The organism is Mesorhizobium sp. M1322 (assembly GCF_040318085.1).
Taxonomy (GTDB): Bacteria; Pseudomonadota; Alphaproteobacteria; order Rhizobiales; family Rhizobiaceae; genus Mesorhizobium.
The window spans coordinates 40,298-60,299 of record NZ_JAMYLP010000030.1 but is presented as its reverse complement, the minus strand read 5'-3'; the positions used below and the strand labels follow the sequence as shown (position 1 = coordinate 60,299).

Here is a 20,002-nt window from a genome sequence, read left to right as displayed (position 1 = left end):
CACCACAGCCGTGAAAAAGCCGTTGGAGAAATAGGCGATGCCTTGCGCGGCCCCGGTGCGTTCCTCCGCGACCGACTCACCGATCATTTTCTGCAGGCCGATCAGCACCAGCGCCACGGAGACCGCATGCAGCGTCTGGACTGCGAAAAATCCGGCGACGCCAAGGCCGAGCGGCCAGATCATCGGGAAGCAATCCAGCGCACGATCGCGCCTATCCCGGCCATCACCATGATCGACACGACCGAGAAGGAGCCGAAAACTCGGGTAAAGACCACGAACATGCCGATCTCGGCCACCACACCCCACCCCCAAAGCAGCCCGACGACCTGATCACCGATGCCGATCGATTTCCAGTAGATCGACACGAAGCCGTAGAGAAACGCATGGCTGGCGGTGATGACGCCGACGCCGATGGAGAAGTACAGGAAATAGGCGTTGAGGAGTTTTGGCGCCGATTGCTGGATGTCGGCCGCCGAAAGCGGCGAGGCACGGCGGGGGCGGCCGAGCCGCGGCGCGATCAGTGCGACGACAAGCGCCGCGCCAAACGCCACGAAGATGATCATCGGAACAGCCTGGGCGCCGGTCGCCGACAGGATGAAGCCGCCCACAAGATTTGCGCACAGATAGGAGATCGATCCCCATTTGCGCATGCTTGCATAATTCGAGCGGAAGCGGCGTACCCCCGATAGCGCCAGCGAATCGGCAATCGGCGAATGCGGCGTCCAGGCGACAGTGAGCGCCAGCGAAACGGCGAGCACCATGGCGTAGGTCGGCGTCAGGAAATAACCGGCGGACGCAGCGACAGATGCGGCCATCATCGCGACATAGACATGGGCGCGGTCGCTCGCCCTGTCGGCCAGTGCTGTAAGCAATGGCGTCGTCACCACGCGCAGGAACATTGGTGCTGCGAGAATAACCGCTATCTGCTCGGCATCGAAACCCTCTGACTGCAGCCACAGCGGGAAATATGGCAAATGTATCCCCAGCGGCACGAAAAGCGTGAAGAAAATCAGGCCCATGCGCAGTTCGAAATGACCCGGCTTGACGAGCTGTTCGGGCGAAAGCGGCGGCAGGGAGGACATCAGCAGGCAATCCGTCGGCGCGGCGTTCGGCCGAGTCGGCTGCAGCGCACGCCAATTCCATAACACGCCGAAAAAGTCGGCGGAACCGCCTGGACTATCGATTAAAGTGAGGTGAGGTCGCGTTTGGTCAGGCAGCCTGGACTGCCCTTCCCTTGATGTCTATCGGCACCAGCACTTCGCTGCCGACCGGAGCCTCCGGCAGGACATGCGCCCAGTGCAGGATCTCCATCCGGCCGTCGAAATGCTCGACCACTGCGGTGCAACTCTCCACCCAGTCGCCGGTGTTGATGTATTGCATGTCCTCATAATTTTCGATCGCGGCATGGTGGATGTGACCGCAGATCACGCCGTCGACATGCGAGCGGCGCGCTTCCTCGGTCAGCATGGTCTGGAACGAGCCGATGAAATTCACCGCCTTTTTGACGTTGACCTTGGCCCAGGACGAAAACGACCAATAAGGCAGGCCAAGCAGTTGGCGAAGCCGCGTCACCACGCGATTGACGAGCATGGCGGCGTCGTAGGCATAGTCGCCAAGATAGGCCAGCCAGCACGCATTGTGGACGACAGTGTCGAACTGGTCGCCATGGATGACAAGAAGACGTTTGCCGTCGGCGGTCTCGTGAATGGCGCGGTCGGCGACGACGATGCCGCCGAAATGCACGCCCTGGAACTGGCGCGCGAACTCGTCGTGATTGCCGGCGATGTAGGTGATGCTGGCGCCCTTGCGCGCCTTGCGCAGCAATTTCTGGACGACGTCATTGTGGCTCTGCGGCCAATGCCAGCTTCTTCTCAGCCGCCAGCCGTCGACGATGTCGCCGACGAGATAGATGATATCGGCGTCGTGATGGCGCAGAAAATCGATGAGGAACTCGGCCTTCGCCGCCTTCGATCCGAGATGGACGTCGGAGATGAACATGCTGCGGAAAGTGCGGGGCTCTGCGCCAGGCATTGGATTCTCACCGTTGCTCTCGTGCAGCCTATGCCCCGATTCATGCAACAACCGTATGACGGTTGCGATTGGTCCAGCCTCAAGAGTAGGTTGCGCGCCAATCAGAGGAGAAATCGCCATGGATCTGGGTATACGCGGAAAAAAGGCCATCGTCTGTGCTTCGAGCAAGGGACTTGGGCGCGGTTGCGCCATGGCGCTGGCCGAGGCCGGTTGCGATCTGGTCGTCAACGGGCGCAACGCCGACCAATTGGCGAAGACCGCCGCCGAACTGCACGAAAGATTTGGCGTCGAGGTGACCGAAATCGTCGGCGACGTGTCGAAGCCCGAGGTGCAGAAGGCGCTGCTTGCCGCCTGTCCCGATCCCGATATCCTCGTCAACAACAATGGCGGACCGCCGCTTCGCGATTTCCGCGAGCTCAACCGAGAAAAGATCCTCGAAGGCGTCATCCAGAACATGGTGACCCCAGTCGAACTGGTCCAGGCTGTCATCGACGGCATGGCGGAGCGCGGCTTCGGACGCATCGTCAACATCACCTCGTTGTCGGTCTATGTTCCCATTCCCGGCCTCGATCTGTCGTCCGGCGCGCGCGCCGGCCTGACTTCGTTCCTTGCCGGCGTCGCGCGGACGGTGATCGACCGCAATGTGACGATCAACAACATGCTGCCGGGCAAGCTCGACACCGACCGGCTGCGCCCTCCGCATGAAGCCGGCACGCCGGAAGATCCGGCTGCCGCCGCCGCACGCAAGACCCAGGCAGCAGCCAACGTTCCGGCCAAGCGGCTCGGCACGCCGGAGGAATTCGGCCAGATCTGCGCCTTCCTGTGCTCGGTTCATGCCGGCTACCTGACCGGGCAGAACATACCGGTCGATGGCGGCCTCTATGTCAGCGCGTTTTAGTGGTGGAATCCAAGGTTTGGCACCCGCATGAACGGCGGGGAAGGACATTGCGAACGTTGGAGCCGTAGGCATAAGGTCCGCAATGCAACACTCGTCTCTCATAGCCTTCCTCAACGGCGAGAAACCGCCCGACGAGCTTTGGCAGGAGATTGAAACCGAGGTGACCGCGTGCGTGACCGCCACGACTACGCTTGGCTGCGTGGGGCATGTCATCATCACTGACGGGCCAGATACGATAATTAATCGTCGACATGTGGATGTGCTGGTTAGTCGGCTGGCGGACGGCATCCTACCGGTCCAAGCAGCCGCTTACATTGCCGATGCACTGATCTTTGCGGACGATGGCGTCTCGGAGGTTCTGTTCTTCCTGTCAGACGAGAGCGCGCGCCTTTCGCGAGAAGATGTGCGAGCCCTGCGGAGCCGCCTTTCGACGGGAGCGTAGCGTCTTTATCGGAAGAGCATGGATCATAACTGTGGGTACGGAATACGCCTCTGAAGAGATTTGGCGCACGTCGCTTGCGGCAGCGCGTAGCTATCTTCGTCACCTGCAGGCTCCTGAAAACCTGCCATATGCGGCGAAATCAATTTGTCACGCCATCCGCCGTATCGAGCGGATAAGAGCGGCCGGACTTCTTGAATGGCAGGAGCGAGACAAAAATACGCGTTTCCCCTGACCGCTTTCGACCCGTTACGGGCGCCCTCAGGCCAGCCGAGACACGACGACATTATGCTCAAAACGGCGCTCAGTTCACAAGGACTAGGGTTAATCCGCATGCTATGTCCTGCCTCGCAACCGAAAATGAGACCGGCGGATGGCGTCTTCTATCTATCGCTTTGTTAAGCAAAAACTGCTGTCACACGGTGTTCGAAACACGGCGGACGGCAACCTTGCAATTACCGACAGGAGATTGTTCCTTGACTTCGTTCGTCTAGAACGAGCGGTTAGGCTAGAGGATTTCGCGACAGTCCAGTCTGCCGTGGTGGCGATTGAAAATCGTTCCTTATCAATGGGTAAACGTCACATTGCGGTGTTTGCATATATGTATCTCAGGTTTTCGGATGCGACCCCAAAGCTTACCCATCTGGACATCGGCGTAGGGTGTCGTCGACAGAGCGACTTGTCGGTGAGGGGGCTGCCGTGTGGTACGACCGCTATTCTAAAAGTTTCTTTCGTGCACTTTATGAGAGCAACAGCGCCACAGCGGACTAGTGAAAGAATACCTAATCGTCCGCAAACCAACCGAAGCAGACATTCGGCGTCGCAGCTCGCCGCAGCACCCCGCCCGTCGTCCCAACATTTCAATGGCAGACTGCACAGGCAGGGCGGCGGTGCAAAGCCATAAGCGTCGCGCTTTGCGACACATCACCTCTCGAAAAGCCACGGCTGCATGCTAAGAGACTCAAAACAGCAAACGGACTGAACTGAGGAGCGGCCGGCATGGAAGGCGACAACAAAAAAGCAGCCCGCTCGGACCTCGACGAAGCCGCCCTCTATTTTCACAAGCACCCACGGCCTGGAAAGCTTGAAATCCAGGCAACCAAGCCGCTCGGCAACCAGCGCGACCTGGCGCTCGCCTATTCGCCCGGCGTCGCGGCGCCCTGTCTGGAAATCCGCGACAATCCGGCGGCGGCCGCCGACTACACGGCGCGCGCCAATCTGGTTGGCGTCGTCTCCAATGGTTCGGCGGTGCTCGGCCTCGGCAATATCGGACCGCTGGCGTCCAAGCCGGTGATGGAAGGCAAGGCGGTGCTGTTCAAGAAGTTCGCCGGCATCGACGTCTTCGACATCGAGATCGACGCGCCTGATATCGAGCGCATGGTCGAGACGATCTCGGCGCTGGAGCCGACCTTCGGCGGCATCAACCTCGAGGACATCAAGGCGCCAGAATGCTTTGAGGTCGAGGAACGGCTGAAAGCCCGCATGGCCATACCGGTCTTCCACGACGACCAGCACGGCACTGCGATCATCGTCGCCGCCGCCGTGCTCAACGGGCTGGAATTTGCCGGCAAGACGATTTCCGACATCAAGATCGTCACCTCCGGCGCCGGGGCAGCGGCCCTTGCCTGCCTCAACTTGCTGGTTTTGCTGGGCGCGCGCATCGAAAACATCTGGGTCACCGACCGTTTCGGCGTCGCCTACAAGGGCCGCGTTGATGAGATGGACCGCTGGAAGGACCCCTATGTGAAGGACACCGAGGCGCGCACGCTGGCCGATGTGCTGCCGGGCGCCGACGTGTTCCTAGGTCTTTCGGCCGCCGGCGTACTGAAACCGGAATTGCTCCAGCACATGGCGCCAAAACCGCTGATCCTGGCGCTGGCCAACCCCAATCCCGAGATCATGCCGGAAGCGGCCCGGGCGGCGCGACCCGACGCGATGATCTGCACGGGCCGCTCCGATTTTCCCAATCAAGTCAATAATGTACTTTGTTTTCCTTACATTTTCCGTGGCGCACTGGACTGCGGCGCCAGCGCCATCAACGAAGAGATGAAGATGGCCGCGGTGCGGGCGATCGCGGCCCTTGCCCGCGAAGAGCCGTCGGATGTCGCCGCCCGCGCCTATTCTGGCGAAACGCCGATCTTCGGGCCCGATTTCCTGATCCCCTCGCCCTTCGATCCCAGGCTGATCCTGCGCATCGCTCCGGCGGTGGCCAAAGCCGCCTGCGACACCGGCGTCGCGACGCGGCCGATCACCGACTTTGCCGCTTATATCGACACGCTGAACCGCTTTGTCTTCCGCTCCGGCCTGGTCATGAAGCCGGTGTTCACGATGGCCAAGACGTCGAATGCCAAGCGCGTCATCTATGCCGACGGCGAGGATGAACGCGTGCTGCGTGCCGCCCAGGTGGTGCTGGAAGAAGGCATCGCCGAGCCAATCCTGATCGGCCGCCCGCATGTCATCGAAGTCAGGCTGAAACGTTACGGATTGCGCATCAAGCCGGGCGTCGATTTCGGTCTGATCAATCCCGAGGACGATCCCCGTTATCGCCACTACGTCGACCTTTTAATCGAACTCGCTGGCCGGCGTGGCGTCACGACGGAGGCCGCGCGCACCATGGTGCGCACCGACAACACGGTGATCGCCGCACTTGCCCTCAAGCGTGGCGACGCCGACGCCATGGTCTGCGGCCTGGAAGGACGTTTCGAGCGGCATTTGCGCAATGTCACCCTGATCATCGGCCCGCGCGCCGGTATCAAGGATCACGACCTGTCGACACTTTCCATGCTGATCTCGCAGCGCGGCATCATTTTCCTCACCGATACCCATGTCACCGTCGATCCGACGGCGGAGGAGATCGCCGAGATGACGGTGCTGGCGGCCGAAGAAATCCAGCGCTTCGGCATCGAGCCCAAGGCCGCCCTGCTGTCGCATTCGGATTTCGGCTCACGCGATTCGCCAAGCGCACTCAAGATGCGGCAGGCAGCGGCGATCCTGGCGTGCATCGCGCCAGACCTGCAATGCGACGGCGAGATGCATGCCGACTCGGCTCTGTCGGAGCAGCTGCGCCAGCGCGTCTATCCGCATTCGCGGCTGAAAGGCGAAGCCAATCTGCTGGTCTTCCCCAATCTCGATTCGGCGAACATCACGCTCACCGCGCTGCGCGCGATGATGGACGCGCTGCATGTCGGACCGATCCTGCTCGGCACCGACAGGCCGGCACATATACTGACGCCGTCGGTGACGTCACGCGGCGTCGTCAACATGACCGCGCTTGCCGTGGTCGAAGCGGCCCACAAGGCGCAGGCGGTCGTAAATCTGGGCTAAAACGGCCTTTCGCGGTAAGCTAAGTAATAACTGCAAAGCGGTAGCTTTCGCGGCGGGCGGTTAAACGGAGTTCACGGCGAATGACGGGCGGAGGGTGGAAGCTGACGCGTGCCGCGGCGCTGCTCGCCGTGGCGTTATCAGGCTTTGCCGTCACTGAGCTGCAGGCCGCCTCCGGTGTTTGCCGCCAGCTGGAGGCCGATCTCGCGGCCGCTTCGCGCGGTGGCGGCGGCAAGCCGGCCCTGCTCCGGAAATACGAGGACGCGATCGTGCGGCAGCGCGAGCAGATTTCAAAGGCAGGCCGCCAGTCCGATAGCGCCGGCTGCGGCTTTTCGCTGCTCGGCCGCAATCGCAACGCTTGCGCCGCACTCGAGGCCACGCTCGAGCGCATGAACGCCAATCTCGATGACTTGCAGGCCAAGCGCGCGCAGCTCGCCGGCGGCGGCTCGCGCCGCGATCGCGCGCGCATATTGGCTTCGCTCGATGCGAACGGCTGCCGCGACAACACTATAGTTCCGAGGCGTGCGCCTGTCCTCGAAGCAAACCGTGAAAACGGCAAAGGAAGTCTGCTCGATCGGCTTTTGGGCGACGCCAGAAGTCAGCCCGATGCGCTGGACGAGCCGAGCGATCCCGACCAAGAACGCGGTGTCCGCGCCATGATCAATCAGCCCGATGGCATGATCAATCAGCCAGACGGCATGGACCTGCCGCGCCTTGGCGGCGAATTCCGCACAATGTGCGTGCGCACCTGCGACGGCTATTTCTTCCCGATGTCGAATGCCGCCTCGCTGGGCGATTTCGAGCGCGACCAGAAGAATTGCGATTCAAGCTGCCCCGGCACCGAGATGCAGGTGTTTTATACGCGCGGCATAGGCGACGATTCGGCTGACATGACGTCTTCGGTAACCGGCAGGCCCTACAGCGAACTGCCGACCGCCTATCTCTACAAGCAGCCCGAAACGTCTCGCCTGCCGGCCTGCGGCTGCAACGCTGCACAGAACTTCGAGATCATTGCCGGCAATCCGCCAAGCCCCGAACAGACCGAGGCCGATGTAGAGACCACGCCGCTCAATCCGGTGCCTGTCGCCAAACCCGATCCAGGCGCCGACCCCGAGACTTTGGCTAATGTCGAAGGCGGGCTCGATCGCGAAGCCATCAAGCGCCTCGCCGTCAAACCCTCGCCGACGACCTTACCACCTCCGGAACAGCGCAAGGTCAGGGTCGTCGGGCCAACGTTCCTTCCCGACCCAGCAGCGGCAAGAGATCTGCAAGCTCCGGCCCCGAATGCTGCCCCGTAAGCGCCAGCCTGAGCGGCATGAACAGCGCCTTGCCCTTGCGGCCGGTCACTTCCCTGATCCTGCCCGTCCACTCCTTCCAGACCGACCCGTTCCAGGGGTCTTCCGGCAAAAGGTCGAACGCCTGGCGAAGGAAATCGCGGTCGATGTCGGAAAAGTCCGGCTGCTCCTGCGGGCCGTCGCGAAGTGTGCGCCACCAGATTGCTGCATCGGCCAGCCTGTCGAGATTGCCGCGGACCGCCAGCCAGAAAGGCTCGGCCTGTTCGCCGGAAACGCCGAGCACGATCAGCCTGTCGCGCGCCTCGGAAAACGGCATATGGTGCAGCAGCGTGCGGTTGAGCACGAAGAGCTCGTCCGGGTCGAATTTGGCGGCGGATTTCGAGGTCGCGGCCGGATCGAAGCGCCGGGCAAGCTCGGTCATATCAGGCACCGCCACGACGTTTTCCGAGGTGCCGACAAGCACCGCCAGCGAGGCGACGGCCATCGGCTCGATGCCGGTCTCCCGCAGGCTTTCGATGGACAGCGCGCCGCTCCTCTTCGACAGGCCCTCGCCCGATGCGGTGGTCAATAGATTGTGGTGGCCGAACACTGGCGGCTCGGCACCCATTGCCTGGAACAGGGCGATCTGCACGCCGGTATTGGTGACGTGGTCGTCGCCACGGATGACATGGCTGACGCCCATCTCGATGTCGTCGACTACCGAGGGCAGAGTATAGAGATAAGTCCCGTCCTCGCGCATCAGAACCGGGTCGGAAAGCGAGGCAAGGTCGACGGTTTCCTCGCCGCGCACCAGATCGTTCCAGTGGATTTCGGTGCGCTCCGGCTGCAGCGGGTCGCTGGTGAAATTGGGCAGCAGAAAGCGCCAATGCGGCCGGCGGCCATCGGACTGGTATTCGGCGATCTGCTCAGGCGTCAGCGTCAGCGCTTCGCGGCCGTAGACCGGCGGCAGGCCGCGCGTGCGCCGCACCTTGCGCCTGAGATCGAGCTCTTCCGGTGTTTCGTAACAAGCATAAAGAAGGCGCGCCGCCTTCAACTTCTCCATCGCCGCATCGTAGATCTCGAAGCGCCGTGACTGGTACTCGGTGGCGTCCGGAAAAATGCCCAGCCAATGCAGGTCGTAGAGGATGGCGTCGGAGAATTCCTGCGTCGAGCGGGAGACATCGGTGTCGTCGAAGCGCTGGATGAAGCGGCCCTTGTTGTTCATGGCGAACAGCCAGTTGAACAGCGCAGTGCGGGCATTGCCGATATGAATGCGGCCGGTGGGTGATGGGGCGAAACGAACGGTAACTGTCATGAACGGGGCGTACCGGAAGGTTTTGCTGTTGACAAGACACGCCCCCGCGCTTGGCCGCAGACATAGAACATGACGAAGGCGATGAAAAGGCGGAAGCGCCGCGCGTCCTAGCGCATCGGCCCGAAATCGGAACCGATTTTCGGAAAGCACGATGCGCAGATTCAAAGTGTTCGAGCGTACTTTGTGCGTCCAAGTGGACGCACGTCGCTCTAATGGACACACGGCGCTGTAAGTGTCAGATCGCCAGCCCCTTGGTCAACTCAAGCGCCTGGCGCTCGAACAGCCGGCGGTAGATGCCGCCCTGCAGCCGGATCAGTTGATCGTGCGGGCCCTCCTCGACGATGCGGCCGCGATCGAACACCAGAAGCCTGTCCAGCGCCCGCACCGTCGAAAGCCGGTGCGCGATGACGAGCGTCGTGCGGCCGACCATCAACCGCTCCATCGCCTGCTGGATCAGCACCTCCGATTCCGAATCGAGGCTGGATGTCGCCTCGTCCAGAATGAGTATCCGCGCATCGGCAAGGAAAGCCCGCGCGATCGCCACGCGCTGGCGCTCGCCGCCCGATAGTTTCACGCCGCGCTCGCCGACCAGCGTGCCATAGCCTTTCGGCAGGCCGACGATGAAGTCGTGCGCGCTTGCCAGCCGTGCCGCGTGCTCGATCTCGGCCTGCGTGGCGCTCGGCCGGGCATAGGCGATGTTTTCGGCCAGCGACCGGTGAAACAGGATCGGCTCCTGCTGGACGATGGCGATCTGCCCGCGCAGCGACGCCTGCGTCACCCCAGCAATATCCTGGCCGTCGATCAGGATCGTTCCCGCGTTCACGTCGTAAAGGCGCTGGATCAGCTTGACGAAGGTCGTCTTACCCGAGCCCGAATGGCCGACCAGCCCGACGCGTTCGCCCGGCGCGATGTCCACCGAAAAGTCGCGATAGAGCGGCAGTCGGTGGCTGCCATAATGGAAGATGACGTTGTCGAAGCTGATGCGGCCGTTGGTGATACGGATCGGCTTGGCGCCGGGCACATCCTCGATGCCGAGTGGCTCGGACTGGAAGTCGACCAATTCCTCCATGTCGTTGATCGAGCGCTGCAAATTGCGGATATGCGTGCCGATGTCGCGCAAATAGCCTTGCAGCACGAAGAACGAGGTCAGCACGAAGGTGACATCGCCGGCGCCCGCCTGCCCCCACGACCACAAAAGCAGCGAAAAATCCGATCACCGCTGTTCTCAGAAGCAGCAGCATCGACCCTTGCGTGGTGCCGTTGACGGTGCCGCGCACCCAGGTGCGGCGCGTGCGGGCGCGCCATCTGGCGACGACCTTGGCAAGGCGCGTTTCCTCGCGTTCCTCGGCGCCAAAACCCTTGACCACCGCGTTGCAGCTCACTGCATCGGCCAGCGAGCCGCCCAGGCGTGTGTCCCATGCGTTGGCGAGCCTTGCCGCAGGCGCGACATAGCCAAGCGACAGCAGCGCCGTAACCGCGATGAACAGCACCGAACCTGCGGCAACGACAGCACCCATCAGCGGCCAGAACCAGCCGAGCAGCAGCGTCGAGCCGACAAGCATGACGACGGACGGCAGCAGCGCGATCAGGATCGTGTCGTTGAGCAGGTCGAGCGCCCACATGCCGCGGGTTATCTTGCGCACGGTCGATCCGGCGAAGCTGTTGGCGTGCCAGTCGGTGGAGAAGCGCTGGACGCGATGGAACGCGTCGGCTGCGATATCCGCCATCATCTTCAGGGTCAGCTCGACGATGGCCATGAAGGCGAGGTTGCGCAGCACAACACCGGTGAGCGCCAGCGCCACCAGCATCGAAAACGCCGCCATCGCCGCATTCCACGCGACAGCGTCGGCCGCGGCACTGCTGGCAACGGCGTCGACCAGCCGGCCGGAGTAGAGTGGCGTCAGCACGTCGGCCAAGGTCGACAGCAGGAACGTGCCCATGATGAGCGAAAGCCGCCACGGCTGGCGCCGCCAATGGCTGAGCGTGAAGCCAAGGACGCTGCGAAAGGCGCCCGCGCGCAAATCGATCTGAAAACGAGCCATGATGTCATTCGGGCGCAAACGAGCCCGGTCCCGGTAAAGTCGAAAAATTGAAGAAACCGCGTTGGGCGAGTTAGCACCCAGGAATGCGGAGGTTCGGCATATTTGGCGGCTCGCCCGAAGACGGGCGGCGACCGGCATCGACGAAGGCCTGTTGTCAGACGGGCTTGGCTATGAAGGTGAAAACCTTCCGGCGCGCCGTCTGAGACCTAGGCTTCGCGGCCTCGCATAACGATGTCAAATCCTGCCATTCGGTCCTCCCATTAGAGCGACGTGCGTCCATTTGGACGCACAAAGTACGCTCCAACTTTGAATCGGCGCATCGTGCTTTCCGAAAATCGATGCCGATTTTCGGGCGATGCGTAGGAATCGCGGAACCGGTCTTATAGAGATGCCTCAACGCGTCGCCAAGCCAGAGAGCGACCAAAAGCGCATCTGGTCCAACCGGTGAGACGATTTTGCAACAATCGCGGGTTGTGCGCCGTCGTCGTCCGCTCAGGCTGCCGGAATACGATCGAGCCGCATGTAGCGGCCATCGGTGGACGGCCTGAAGCCAAGTTTTTCGTAAACCGCGTGGGCATCGTTGGTCGACAGGCTCCAGTGCGTCACTGTCTTGCAATCAGGATGATCGATAAGCGCCTGGACAAGCCGCGTGCCGATGCCTCGCCCGCGAAATTCCGGCCAGATGATGACGTCGGCCAGATAGGCAAACACCGTGCGGTCGGTGATCGCCCGGCCGAAGCCGATCTGCTTGCCGTCGGCATAGGCGCCGACGCAAAGCGAGTTTGCGAAGGCGCGGCGGTGAACTTCGTCGCTGCGCCCGCTGCCCCAGTAGCTTGCCATCAACAGGTCGGAGGTTGCCCGGAAGTCGATCCGTGACACGTCGAAGCTGATTTCACAGTCAGGCATGGCTGTCCCACTGATCGTCCGGCCACAGCCATTTCAGCAGCCATTTCACAGGAGCGAGAAACGGCGCTTACCCGCCATCCCTGAACCGGTTGGTGATGGGATAACGGCGGTCGCGGCCGAAATTCTTTTTGGTGATCTTCACGCCGGGCGCTGCCTGCCGGCGCTTGTATTCGGCGATGTAGAGCAGGTGCTCGACGCGCGTCACCGTTGCCCGGTCATGGCCGCGGGCAACGATCTCGTCGACCCCCATCTCGTTTTCGACCAGACACTCCAAGATGTCGTCCAGCACCGGATAGGGCGGCAGCGAATCCTGATCTGTCTGGTTCTCGCGCAGTTCAGCCGACGGCGCCTTGTCGATGATGTTGTTCGGGATCACCTCGCCGGAGGGGCCCAGCGCGCCCGGCGGCACATGCGTATTGCGCCAGCGCGATAGCGCATAAACCTGCATCTTGTAGAGGTCCTTTATCGGGTTGAAGCCGCCATTCATGTCGCCGTAGAGCGTGGCGTAGCCCACCGACATCTCGCTCTTGTTGCCGGTGGTGACCACCATCGAGCCGAACTTGTTGGAGATCGCCATCAAAATGGTGCCGCGCGCGCGGCTCTGCAGGTTTTCTTCGGTGATGCCTTCCTTGGTGCCCTCGAAAAGCTGCGTCAGCGTATGCAGAAATCCCTCGACCGGCTCGAAGATCGGCACGATGTCATAGCGGCAGCCGAGCGCGCGGGCACAGTCCTCGGCATCCTTCAGTGAATCCTTCGAGGTATAGCGATAAGGCATCATCACGGCGCGCAGCCGCTCCTCGCCGAGCGCATCGACGGCAAGCGCTGCGCAGATCGCCGAATCGATGCCGCCGGAAAGGCCGAGCACCACGTTCTTGAAGCCGTTCTTGTTGACGTAGTCGCGCAGGCCCAGCATGCAGGCGCGATAATCGGCCTCCTCCTTTTCCGGGATTTTCGACATCGGCCCTTCGGAGCAGACCCAGCCATCAGAATCATTTCCATTTTGCGCGCCTGCGGCGCGGTTGCGCTTCCAGGTGGTGACGTTGACCGTCTCCTCGAACTGGCTCATCTGAAAGGCCAGCGTCTTGTCGGCGCCGATGGCAAAGGATGCACCGTCGAAGATCAGTTCGTCCTGGCCGCCAAGCTGATTGGCATAGATGATCGGCAATCCGCATTCGATGACCTGGCGGATGACAACCTGTTGGCGGACATCGACCTTGCCGCGATAATAGGGCGAGCCGTTCGGCACCAGCAGGATCTCCGCACCGCTTTCGGCCAGCGTCTCGCAGATGCCGACGTCGCCCCAAATGTCTTCGCAGATCGGAATTCCCAGGCGCACGCCGCGGAAATTGACCGGCCCCTGCATTTCAGGGCCGGCCTGGAAGACGCGCTTCTCGTCGAATTCGCCGTAATTCGGCAAATCGAGCTTGTAGCGCTCTGCAAGTATCTTGCCGCCATCGGCGAAAATGATTGAATTGTGCGTGCCGCTCTTGCGCTTCAGCGGCGTGCCGATGAAGACGCCCGGCCCGCCATCGGCGGTATCGCCGGCGAAATCCTGCGCTGCCCGCTCGCAGGCCTTCAGGAACGCCGGCTTCAGCACCAGATCCTCGGGCGGATACCCAGCAAGGAAAAGCTCGGTGAACAGCACGAGGTCGGCGCCCTGGCGGGCAGCGTCCGCCCTCGCCTCGCGCGCCTTGGCGAGATTGCCGGCGACGTCGCCAACCGTCGGATTGAGCTGGGCGACGGCGATGCGCAATATGTCGGAAGCGGTCTGGTCGGTCATGCCTGCTGACTTAGCGCGCCAGAATTCGCCGGGCAATGGCGATCATTTGGACCACCCAGACCGAATGACACATGTCATTCGTGTCAGACCGATCGGACCGCCGGATACCGATCAGGCCTATTCGCCCATATATTCGCGCAGTGCCTCCGGCGAGTGGTTCTCGCCGATCGACATCGCCAGAATGCGCGAAATATGCCGGCGCGGCAGGCTGGTTTGCGCCGCCCAGGCATTGATCTGGCTCTGGATCTTGTCGAGATCCCTCTTGGAGGTCAGGCTTTCGGCGATGTCCAGGTCGGCGTCGCGCAGCGCGACCGCCATGTCGGTTGAGACGATGAAGGCGTCCCATTCCAACCAACGCAAAAAATACTGGCCGGTGTTGCCGCCGAGCCGACTGCCATGCTTGGCGAGATAGGCCATCAGCCCGACCTGGTCGTCTTCAGGCCAATCGGCGAGGAACTTACCGAAGCCGCCATGCTCCTTCGACACCCGCTCGACGAAAGCCGCGTTGTCGCGGACGGATTTGATCTTCTGCGGATTGCGCACGATTCGCTCGTCGGCTGTCAGATCGTGCCAGAAATCATCGGGCTGGAACAACAGCCGCTTCGGCTCGAAGCGGAGGAACGCTTCTTCGAAACCAGGCCATTTCTGCTCGATGACACGCCAGACAAAACCAGCGGCGAAAACACGCTCGGCCATGGTCGAGAGGATGCGGTCGTCGGTAATGTCCGCCACCGCGGCATTGTCGGGCATAGGTCCCAGCAGCGACGCCAGCGCCGCTTCCCCGCCCTTGCGTTTGGCCGCGCGGGCGCGGATTTTCTGAAAATCCATCATTGTTTTTCCTCACCTAATCGCGTCAATCTACCACTTCCCGTGCGAACCAGTAGCCTCTACCTCTATCGCTGACGACGGAGTCGACGATGAACAAGACGATCGAGGAACTGGCGAACCGTTGGCTGAAGCGAAAGCCGGAGGGCCTCAGCGCACCTGAAAACCGGGTGCTGCAATCAACGCTCGAGCGCACCACGATCTCCAAGGATACCAACAAGGCCCTCGCCTTTCACCAGACCTTTGGCGACCGCCTGGCCGACACCATCGCCCGGATCGGCGGCTCGTGGTCCTTCATCCTGACATTCATTGCCTTCCTGATCCTGTGGACGGCGGGCAATGTCTGGCTTTTGACGCGCGACGCCTTCGATCCCTATCCCTTCATCTTCCTCAACCTCGTGCTTTCCATGGTCGCTGCCCTGCAGGCGCCGGTGATCATGATGGCGCAAAACCGCCAGACCGAGCGCGATCGTATCGATGCCGCGCACGACTACGAGGTCAATCTCAAGGCCGAGATCGAGATCATGGCGCTGCATGAAAAGCTCGACGAACTACGCCACAGCCAGATCATCGGCATGCGCGACGAGATCGCCCGGCTGGCCGAGCAGGTGAAGCGCATCGACGAGATTCTGTCGAAGCAGCGGACGCGTCCATGACGGATGCCATCCATAATCTCATCGCACAATATGGGCTGATTGCCGTCTTTCTGGGCTGTGTCGCCGAGGGCGAAAGTGCCGCCCTCCTTGGCGGGTTTTTCGCGCATCAGCATGTCTTCGTCCTGTGGCAGGCGTTTCTGGCGGCCTCCATCGGCGCCTTTGTCGGCGACACTTTCTTCTTCACCCTCGGACGGAGCTTCGCCGATCATCCGCTCGTGATTAAATTGAGAGGTCGGCCAGGCTTCAGTCACGCCTATCGTCTCGTCTCCAACCATCCCGACATTTTCGTGCTGTCGAACCGCTTCATTTACGGCCTGCGCCTTGTCGGCGGCATCGCGGCCGGATTGTCAGGCATTGCCGTGACGCGCTTTGTCATTCTCAACGTCATTTCATCCATAGTCTGGGCCGGATTGTTCACCACCATCGGCTATGTGTTCGGGCTGGGCGCGGAGCGCATCGTCGGCCAGGCGTTGGCTCGTCACGAGCGATTGCTGATCGCGCTGGCGATTGCGTTGGGCGTGGCCGTCCTTGCCTGGTTAGTCGCTCATCACATTGCCAAAAAGGAGCGTAGCAAGGAGACGTGAGGATCAGTCGATGCCGAGCGCCCGGTCGCCGCGATCAAGGATCAGCGGAATGATCAGGTCTTCCTCATCGGCAAGGTGCCGGGTCAGCATGGCGATCAGCCGGCTGTTCTCGTCGGCATAGGCATCGGCGGCAAAGCGCTGCTTGTCCTCGCTCTCCTGAAGCGTGCGGATGAAGGCGTTTGCGGCCTCGGCATTGCGCCTCCAGCCCCTCATGGATCGTGTGATGATCTGCATCGAGAATCTCGAAGCCGCGCTTCAGCCGGACCTCAGCTTTGGCGAATACCGGGAAATAATGATTGTCCTCGACGTTATGGTGACCGTCGAGATGACCGAGAAAATGGTTGAGGCGCGGCGCGGACCAGCGCGCGAACTCCGGCGCCGTCAGCCTGCCCTCGCGATAGTCGCCGATGCCGTTGGTCAGCATGCCGCCGAGCTCGCGGAACATGTCGTGCCGCTGCAGCCACATAGTGGCCATGCCATGGATGTTGGTGTGGCCCTGCCAGACCTCGCGCGGGTATTTTTCGGTCAGCCAGCGCAGATCGTCCGGCAGGCCTGCCCGCTCGAGCAGCAGAAAATCGGCACCTTCACCCATTACGGTCTCCTTTGGTGACCGTCATATAAGAGGTGAGATACTAGATCGGTAGCCCCGTAATGCGCTCGATGATTGCGATGCCCCAGACGCCGGCAACGATCACCACCGAAATCAGCACCGCCAGCGAACCGCAGTCCTTGGCGAGCTGGATATCGACGTTGAACTCCCGGCTGAACGCATCGCATGCCGCCTCGATGCCGGTGTTCAGCACTTCGACCATGATCAGCAGCAGCACCGCGCCGATCAGCAGCGCGTAGCCGCGCCACGACAATGAAACAAACCAGCCGAGCGGCAGCGCCAGCACGAGCAGCATCAGCTCCTGCTGGAAGGCTTTTTCGCTGGCGGCCAATTTGCGAAACGCCCGCACCGAATTGAAGAAAGCATCGATCAGCCGCTGCATACCATACCTTTCCGAATCACCGGCAGGGGATAGCGCAATGGCCGGATCAAGGGAATAAGGCGATCTCTGCAAAAATCATTCGTCGGCAACCTCGTCACTCATGCGCGACCTTGGTCGACGGCGTCGACTTCTCGAACTGCGGCAGCCCGTCGTCGATCGTGTAGTAGTCGCCTTTGTCGCCGACGAAGATGTGGCATTGGCCTTGAAGTCCCGTCGGCTCATCGAATAGTCCCGCCAGAACCGAGATGTAGGTATCTTGCTGTGGCTTCCAGAACAGCAGCGAGCCGCATGTCTTACAGAAACCGCGTCTGGCAAACGAAGACGCTTCGTACCAGGTGATGCTCTCGGTACCTGATATTGTGATGTTCCCTTCGGGGACATTGGTTGCAGCGTAGAAGTGACCACTCTGCTTCCGGCATTGCGAGCAGTGACAATAGATCACGCCGCGCAATGGCCCCCGCGTCCTGAAGCGCACGGCTCCGCACAGGCATGACCCGGTATGAGTGTCGTCCATCTCGTTCTCCCAACGCAGTCGCCATCCCGGCATTGCGGCAGGATTCCAGTTTTGTAGCCACAGCGCACGAGCAAATGCGACATAAAGCGGGCGTGGTCGAACTGCCAGTTATGAAACCGACCGGCGACCCGATGGCGCCAATCGGCGCTGCGGTAAATTGCGATTGACAAAGATTGCCAAACTCTCATTTATCGAGCGAAGAAGAGGCAGAGGAAGCGACATGGCAACGATGAACGTAAGTCTTCCGAGCGATATGGTCGAATTCGTGGAGCATGAAGTCTCCCAAGGCGGGTACGCTTCCTCGAGTGAAGTCGTCAGGGAAGCGCTGCGCTTGCTGCGACACGAAAAAGCCCAACAGGCGGAGAAACTCGCCATCCTTCGGCGCGAAATCAGTATTGGGTTGGAAGCCGCCGACGCGGGACGCTTCTCGAAGAAAAGCGTAAGTGACATTCTCGACGAGGTGATGCTCGAATCGCCCAGGAGATGAGACACGAGCTTACCGAACCCGCCGAACGCGATATCAGGGACATCTTGCGAAACACGATGCAGATGTTCGGTCCGCAGCAAGTCCGGGCCTACGCCCGCATCATCGAACTTGGTATCCAGCTAATCTCGGAAGATCCGGATCGACCAGGTTCCATCGAGCGCGCCGAACTCGCCACGGGTGTTCGACTGCTGCACCTGGAGATCGCTGCGAGAAGGCGCGGAGGTGCTGCACATTGCCTTTATTATATGAAGGGCCGCCTTTCGGACGAAACGATCGGGGTCATTGTCGTTCGAGTGCTTCATGAGCGCATGGAACCACGGCATAGAGTGATCAGAGCACTCAAGAATGTGGCAAGAGCCAAGGCAGGTAGCCCGAAAATACCCGACGGTGATGAGCCGTCCAGTGGTCCGGGTTCCTCAGGAGCTGGGGATATCTCCGGCGCCTCTTGATGATGGCGACTGAATCAGCCGTTCACGGCCTGCTTGTGCTGGACCGGGTGGCTCTTCTTGAGCAGGTCCGAGACCAGGAACGCCAGCTCGATCGCCTGGTCGGCGTTGAGGCGCGGGTCGCAATGGGTGTGGTAGCGATCCTGAAGCTCCTCGGCGGTGATGGCGCGGGCGCCACCGGTACATTCGGTGACGTTCTTGCCGGTCATCTCGATATGGATGCCGCCCGGATGCGTGCCTTCGGCGCGATGCACCTCGAAGAAGCTCTGAACTTCCTTCAGGATGCGATCGAACGGCCGCGTCTTGTAGCCGGCGGCCTCGATCGTGTTGCCATGCATCGGATCCGACGACCACACCACATTGCGGCCTTCCTTCTGCACCGCGCGCACCAGCTTCGGCAGATGCTCGGCGACCTTGTCGGAACCGAAGCGCGCGATCAGCGTCAGCCGGCCGGGCTCGTTTTCCGGATTGAGCAGATCGATGAGCTGCAAGAGGCCGTCCGGCGTCAGCGACGGGCCGCATTTAAGGCCCAGCGGGTTCTTGATGCCACGGCAATATTCGACATGGGCATGGTCGGGCTGGCGCGTGCGATCGCCGATCCAGATCATGTGCCCGGAAGTGGCGTACCAGTCGCCTGAGGTCGAATCGACGCGGGTCAGCGCCTCCTCATAGCCGAGCAGCAGCGCCTCGTGGCTGGTGTAGAAGTCGGTCTCGCGCAGCGCGTAATTGGTCTCCGAGGTGATGCCGACGGCCTTCATGAAGTCCATCGTCTCGGTGATGCGGTTGGCGAGCGACTCGTATTTCTCGCCTTGCGGGCTGTCCGAAACGAAGCCCAGCATCCATTGATGCACGTTTTCCAGGCTGGCGTAGCCGCCCTGGGCGAAAGCGCGCAACAGGTTGAGCGTCGCCGCCGACTGGCGATAGGCCATCTCCTGGCGTGCAGGATCGGGAATGCGCGACTTGGCGTCGAACTCGATGCCGTTGATGATGTCGCCGCGATAGCTGGGCAGCGTCACGCCGCCCCTGGTCTCATTGTCGGACGAGCGCGGCTTGGCGAACTGGCCGGCAACACGACCGACCTTCACCACCGGCTGCGCACCGGCGAAGGTCAGCACCACGGACATCTGCAGGAAGACGCGGAAGAAGTCGCGGATGTTGTCCGCGCCGTGCTCGGCAAAGCTCTCGGCGCAATCGCCGCCCTGCAGAAGGAATGCGTCACCGGCAGCGACGGTCGCAAGCTGCTTCTTCAGCTTGCGTGCCTCACCTGCAAAAACCAGCGGCGGAAACGTGGCGAGCTGGGCTTCCGTGTTCTTCAGCGCGGCAAGATCCGGATAGGCAGGAACCTGCTGGATCGGCTTTGCTCTCCACGAATTCGGCGACCATTTCGTCATCGTTGCACCCAACGTTCTTTCCAGCGGGTGCTATCGCCCGCCATTTCGCCCCAATATGGGGATCGCGGCTCCATACACGAAGCCGATTTCCTATTCTAGAC

16 protein-coding genes and 3 pseudogenes are annotated in these 20,002 nt (G+C 61.5%); 8 read left to right on the top strand and 11 right to left on the bottom strand.

Annotated elements, in window-relative coordinates; translation table 11 throughout:
- Positions 1–1,082: pseudogene (locus tag NKH12_RS13975) on the bottom strand (MFS transporter); the annotation flags it as partial.
- Between the two features lie 127 nt (positions 1,083–1,209).
- On the bottom strand, positions 1,210–2,031 hold the full coding sequence (locus NKH12_RS13970; RefSeq protein ID WP_502910796.1) for a UDP-2,3-diacylglucosamine diphosphatase: 822 nt from the start codon (positions 2,029–2,031) through the stop codon (positions 1,210–1,212).
- A 118-nt stretch (positions 2,032–2,149) separates the two neighbouring features.
- Between NKH12_RS13970 and NKH12_RS13965 the strand changes: the two genes are divergently transcribed.
- The 4 genes from NKH12_RS13965 (at position 2,150) to NKH12_RS13950 (ending at position 7,987) form a co-directional block, all read left to right on the top strand.
- Complete coding sequence (locus NKH12_RS13965) at positions 2,150–2,929, top strand: SDR family oxidoreductase (RefSeq protein WP_352953645.1); 780 nt, start codon at positions 2,150–2,152, stop codon at positions 2,927–2,929.
- Positions 2,930–3,011: 82 nt separating this feature from the next.
- Entirely contained in the window at positions 3,012–3,371 is a 360-nt protein-coding gene (locus NKH12_RS13960; protein WP_352953644.1) for a hypothetical protein, read from the top strand.
- 996 nt (positions 3,372–4,367) lie between these two features.
- On the top strand, positions 4,368–6,692 hold the full coding sequence (locus NKH12_RS13955; protein WP_352953643.1) for an NADP-dependent malic enzyme: 2,325 nt from the start codon (positions 4,368–4,370) through the stop codon (positions 6,690–6,692).
- Positions 6,693–6,772: 80 nt separating this feature from the next.
- Positions 6,773–7,987: a DUF2865 domain-containing protein gene (locus NKH12_RS13950; RefSeq protein WP_352953642.1), complete on the top strand. Its 1,215-nt coding sequence runs from the start codon at positions 6,773–6,775 to the stop codon at positions 7,985–7,987.
- Here the strand turns inward: NKH12_RS13950 and gltX are convergent.
- From gltX to NKH12_RS13925, 5 genes and pseudogenes are all read right to left on the bottom strand, one after another.
- Positions 7,905–9,278, bottom strand: coding sequence for a glutamate--tRNA ligase (gene gltX / locus NKH12_RS13945; RefSeq protein WP_352953641.1), 1,374 nt, complete (start codon positions 9,276–9,278; stop codon positions 7,905–7,907). The genes NKH12_RS13950 and gltX overlap by 83 nt on opposite strands.
- Before the next feature lie 235 nt (positions 9,279–9,513).
- A pseudogene (locus NKH12_RS13940) lies at positions 9,514–11,320 on the bottom strand (ABC transporter ATP-binding protein).
- Positions 11,321–11,812: 492 nt separating this feature from the next.
- Entirely contained in the window at positions 11,813–12,226 is a 414-nt protein-coding gene (locus NKH12_RS13935; protein ID WP_352953640.1) for a GNAT family N-acetyltransferase, read from the bottom strand.
- 67 nt (positions 12,227–12,293) lie between these two features.
- Positions 12,294–14,006, bottom strand: coding sequence for an NAD+ synthase (locus NKH12_RS13930; RefSeq protein WP_352953639.1), 1,713 nt, complete (start codon positions 14,004–14,006; stop codon positions 12,294–12,296).
- 117 nt (positions 14,007–14,123) lie between these two features.
- Positions 14,124–14,837 carry a DNA-3-methyladenine glycosylase I gene (locus NKH12_RS13925; RefSeq protein WP_352953638.1) on the bottom strand — a complete coding sequence of 238 codons (714 nt, stop codon included), beginning with the start codon at positions 14,835–14,837 and terminating at the stop codon, positions 14,124–14,126.
- 86 nt (positions 14,838–14,923) lie between these two features.
- Between NKH12_RS13925 and NKH12_RS13920 the strand changes: the two genes are divergently transcribed.
- A complete protein-coding gene (locus tag NKH12_RS13920) occupies positions 14,924–15,487 on the top strand; it encodes a DUF1003 domain-containing protein (protein ID WP_352953637.1) in 564 nt (187 codons plus the stop codon).
- A complete protein-coding gene (locus NKH12_RS13915) occupies positions 15,484–16,071 on the top strand; it encodes a DedA family protein (protein ID WP_352953636.1) in 588 nt (195 codons plus the stop codon). The genes NKH12_RS13920 and NKH12_RS13915 overlap by 4 nt, the downstream gene beginning before the upstream one ends.
- 3 nt (positions 16,072–16,074) lie before the next feature.
- Here NKH12_RS13915 and NKH12_RS30600 read toward each other — a convergent pair.
- The 3 genes and pseudogenes from NKH12_RS30600 to NKH12_RS13895 form a co-directional block, all read right to left on the bottom strand.
- Positions 16,075–16,663: pseudogene (locus tag NKH12_RS30600) on the bottom strand (hemerythrin domain-containing protein).
- 40 nt (positions 16,664–16,703) lie between these two features.
- The gene (locus tag NKH12_RS13900; RefSeq protein ID WP_352953635.1) at positions 16,704–17,063 is read right to left on the bottom strand and encodes a diacylglycerol kinase; all 360 of its coding nucleotides are present in this window, start codon (positions 17,061–17,063) and stop codon (positions 16,704–16,706) included.
- Between the two features lie 94 nt (positions 17,064–17,157).
- The gene (locus NKH12_RS13895; RefSeq protein ID WP_352953634.1) at positions 17,158–17,577 is read right to left on the bottom strand and encodes a GFA family protein; all 420 of its coding nucleotides are present in this window, start codon (positions 17,575–17,577) and stop codon (positions 17,158–17,160) included.
- A 220-nt stretch (positions 17,578–17,797) separates the two neighbouring features.
- Between NKH12_RS13895 and NKH12_RS13890 the strand changes: the two genes are divergently transcribed.
- On the top strand, positions 17,798–18,064 hold the full coding sequence (locus NKH12_RS13890; protein WP_352953633.1) for a type II toxin-antitoxin system ParD family antitoxin: 267 nt from the start codon (positions 17,798–17,800) through the stop codon (positions 18,062–18,064).
- On the top strand, positions 18,061–18,513 hold the full coding sequence (locus tag NKH12_RS13885) for a type II toxin-antitoxin system RelE/ParE family toxin (RefSeq protein WP_352953632.1): 453 nt from the start codon (positions 18,061–18,063) through the stop codon (positions 18,511–18,513). Before NKH12_RS13890 ends, NKH12_RS13885 begins: the two co-directional genes overlap by 4 nt.
- 14 nt (positions 18,514–18,527) lie before the next feature.
- Here NKH12_RS13885 and NKH12_RS13880 read toward each other — a convergent pair whose 3' ends face one another.
- Entirely contained in the window at positions 18,528–19,901 is a 1,374-nt protein-coding gene (locus NKH12_RS13880) for a class II 3-deoxy-7-phosphoheptulonate synthase (protein ID WP_352953648.1), read from the bottom strand.
- Between the last annotated feature and the right edge of the window lie 101 nt (positions 19,902–20,002).

Coding starts and splice junctions, on each gene's coding strand:
- NKH12_RS13915 (WP_352953636.1), top strand. CDS start 15,484: ATGACGGATGCCATCCATAATCTCATCGCACAATATGGGCTGATTGCC.
- NKH12_RS13965 (WP_352953645.1), top strand. CDS start 2,150: ATGGATCTGGGTATACGCGGAAAAAAGGCCATCGTCTGTGCTTCGAGC.
- NKH12_RS13895 (WP_352953634.1), bottom strand. CDS start 17,577: ATGGACGACACTCATACCGGGTCATGCCTGTGCGGAGCCGTGCGCTTC.
- NKH12_RS13925 (WP_352953638.1), bottom strand. CDS start 14,837: ATGATGGATTTTCAGAAAATCCGCGCCCGCGCGGCCAAACGCAAGGGC.
- NKH12_RS13970 (WP_502910796.1), bottom strand. CDS start 2,031: ATGCCTGGCGCAGAGCCCCGCACTTTCCGCAGCATGTTCATCTCCGAC.
- NKH12_RS13885 (WP_352953632.1), top strand. CDS start 18,061: ATGAGACACGAGCTTACCGAACCCGCCGAACGCGATATCAGGGACATC.
- NKH12_RS13900 (WP_352953635.1), bottom strand. CDS start 17,063: ATGCAGCGGCTGATCGATGCTTTCTTCAATTCGGTGCGGGCGTTTCGC.
- NKH12_RS13920 (WP_352953637.1), top strand. CDS start 14,924: ATGAACAAGACGATCGAGGAACTGGCGAACCGTTGGCTGAAGCGAAAG.
- gltX (WP_352953641.1), bottom strand. CDS start 9,278: ATGACAGTTACCGTTCGTTTCGCCCCATCACCCACCGGCCGCATTCAT.
- NKH12_RS13880 (WP_352953648.1), bottom strand. CDS start 19,901: ATGACGAAATGGTCGCCGAATTCGTGGAGAGCAAAGCCGATCCAGCAG.
- NKH12_RS13960 (WP_352953644.1), top strand. CDS start 3,012: ATGCAACACTCGTCTCTCATAGCCTTCCTCAACGGCGAGAAACCGCCC.
- NKH12_RS13890 (WP_352953633.1), top strand. CDS start 17,798: ATGGCAACGATGAACGTAAGTCTTCCGAGCGATATGGTCGAATTCGTG.
- NKH12_RS13935 (WP_352953640.1), bottom strand. CDS start 12,226: ATGCCTGACTGTGAAATCAGCTTCGACGTGTCACGGATCGACTTCCGG.
- NKH12_RS13955 (WP_352953643.1), top strand. CDS start 4,368: ATGGAAGGCGACAACAAAAAAGCAGCCCGCTCGGACCTCGACGAAGCC.
- NKH12_RS13930 (WP_352953639.1), bottom strand. CDS start 14,006: ATGACCGACCAGACCGCTTCCGACATATTGCGCATCGCCGTCGCCCAG.
- NKH12_RS13950 (WP_352953642.1), top strand. CDS start 6,773: ATGACGGGCGGAGGGTGGAAGCTGACGCGTGCCGCGGCGCTGCTCGCC.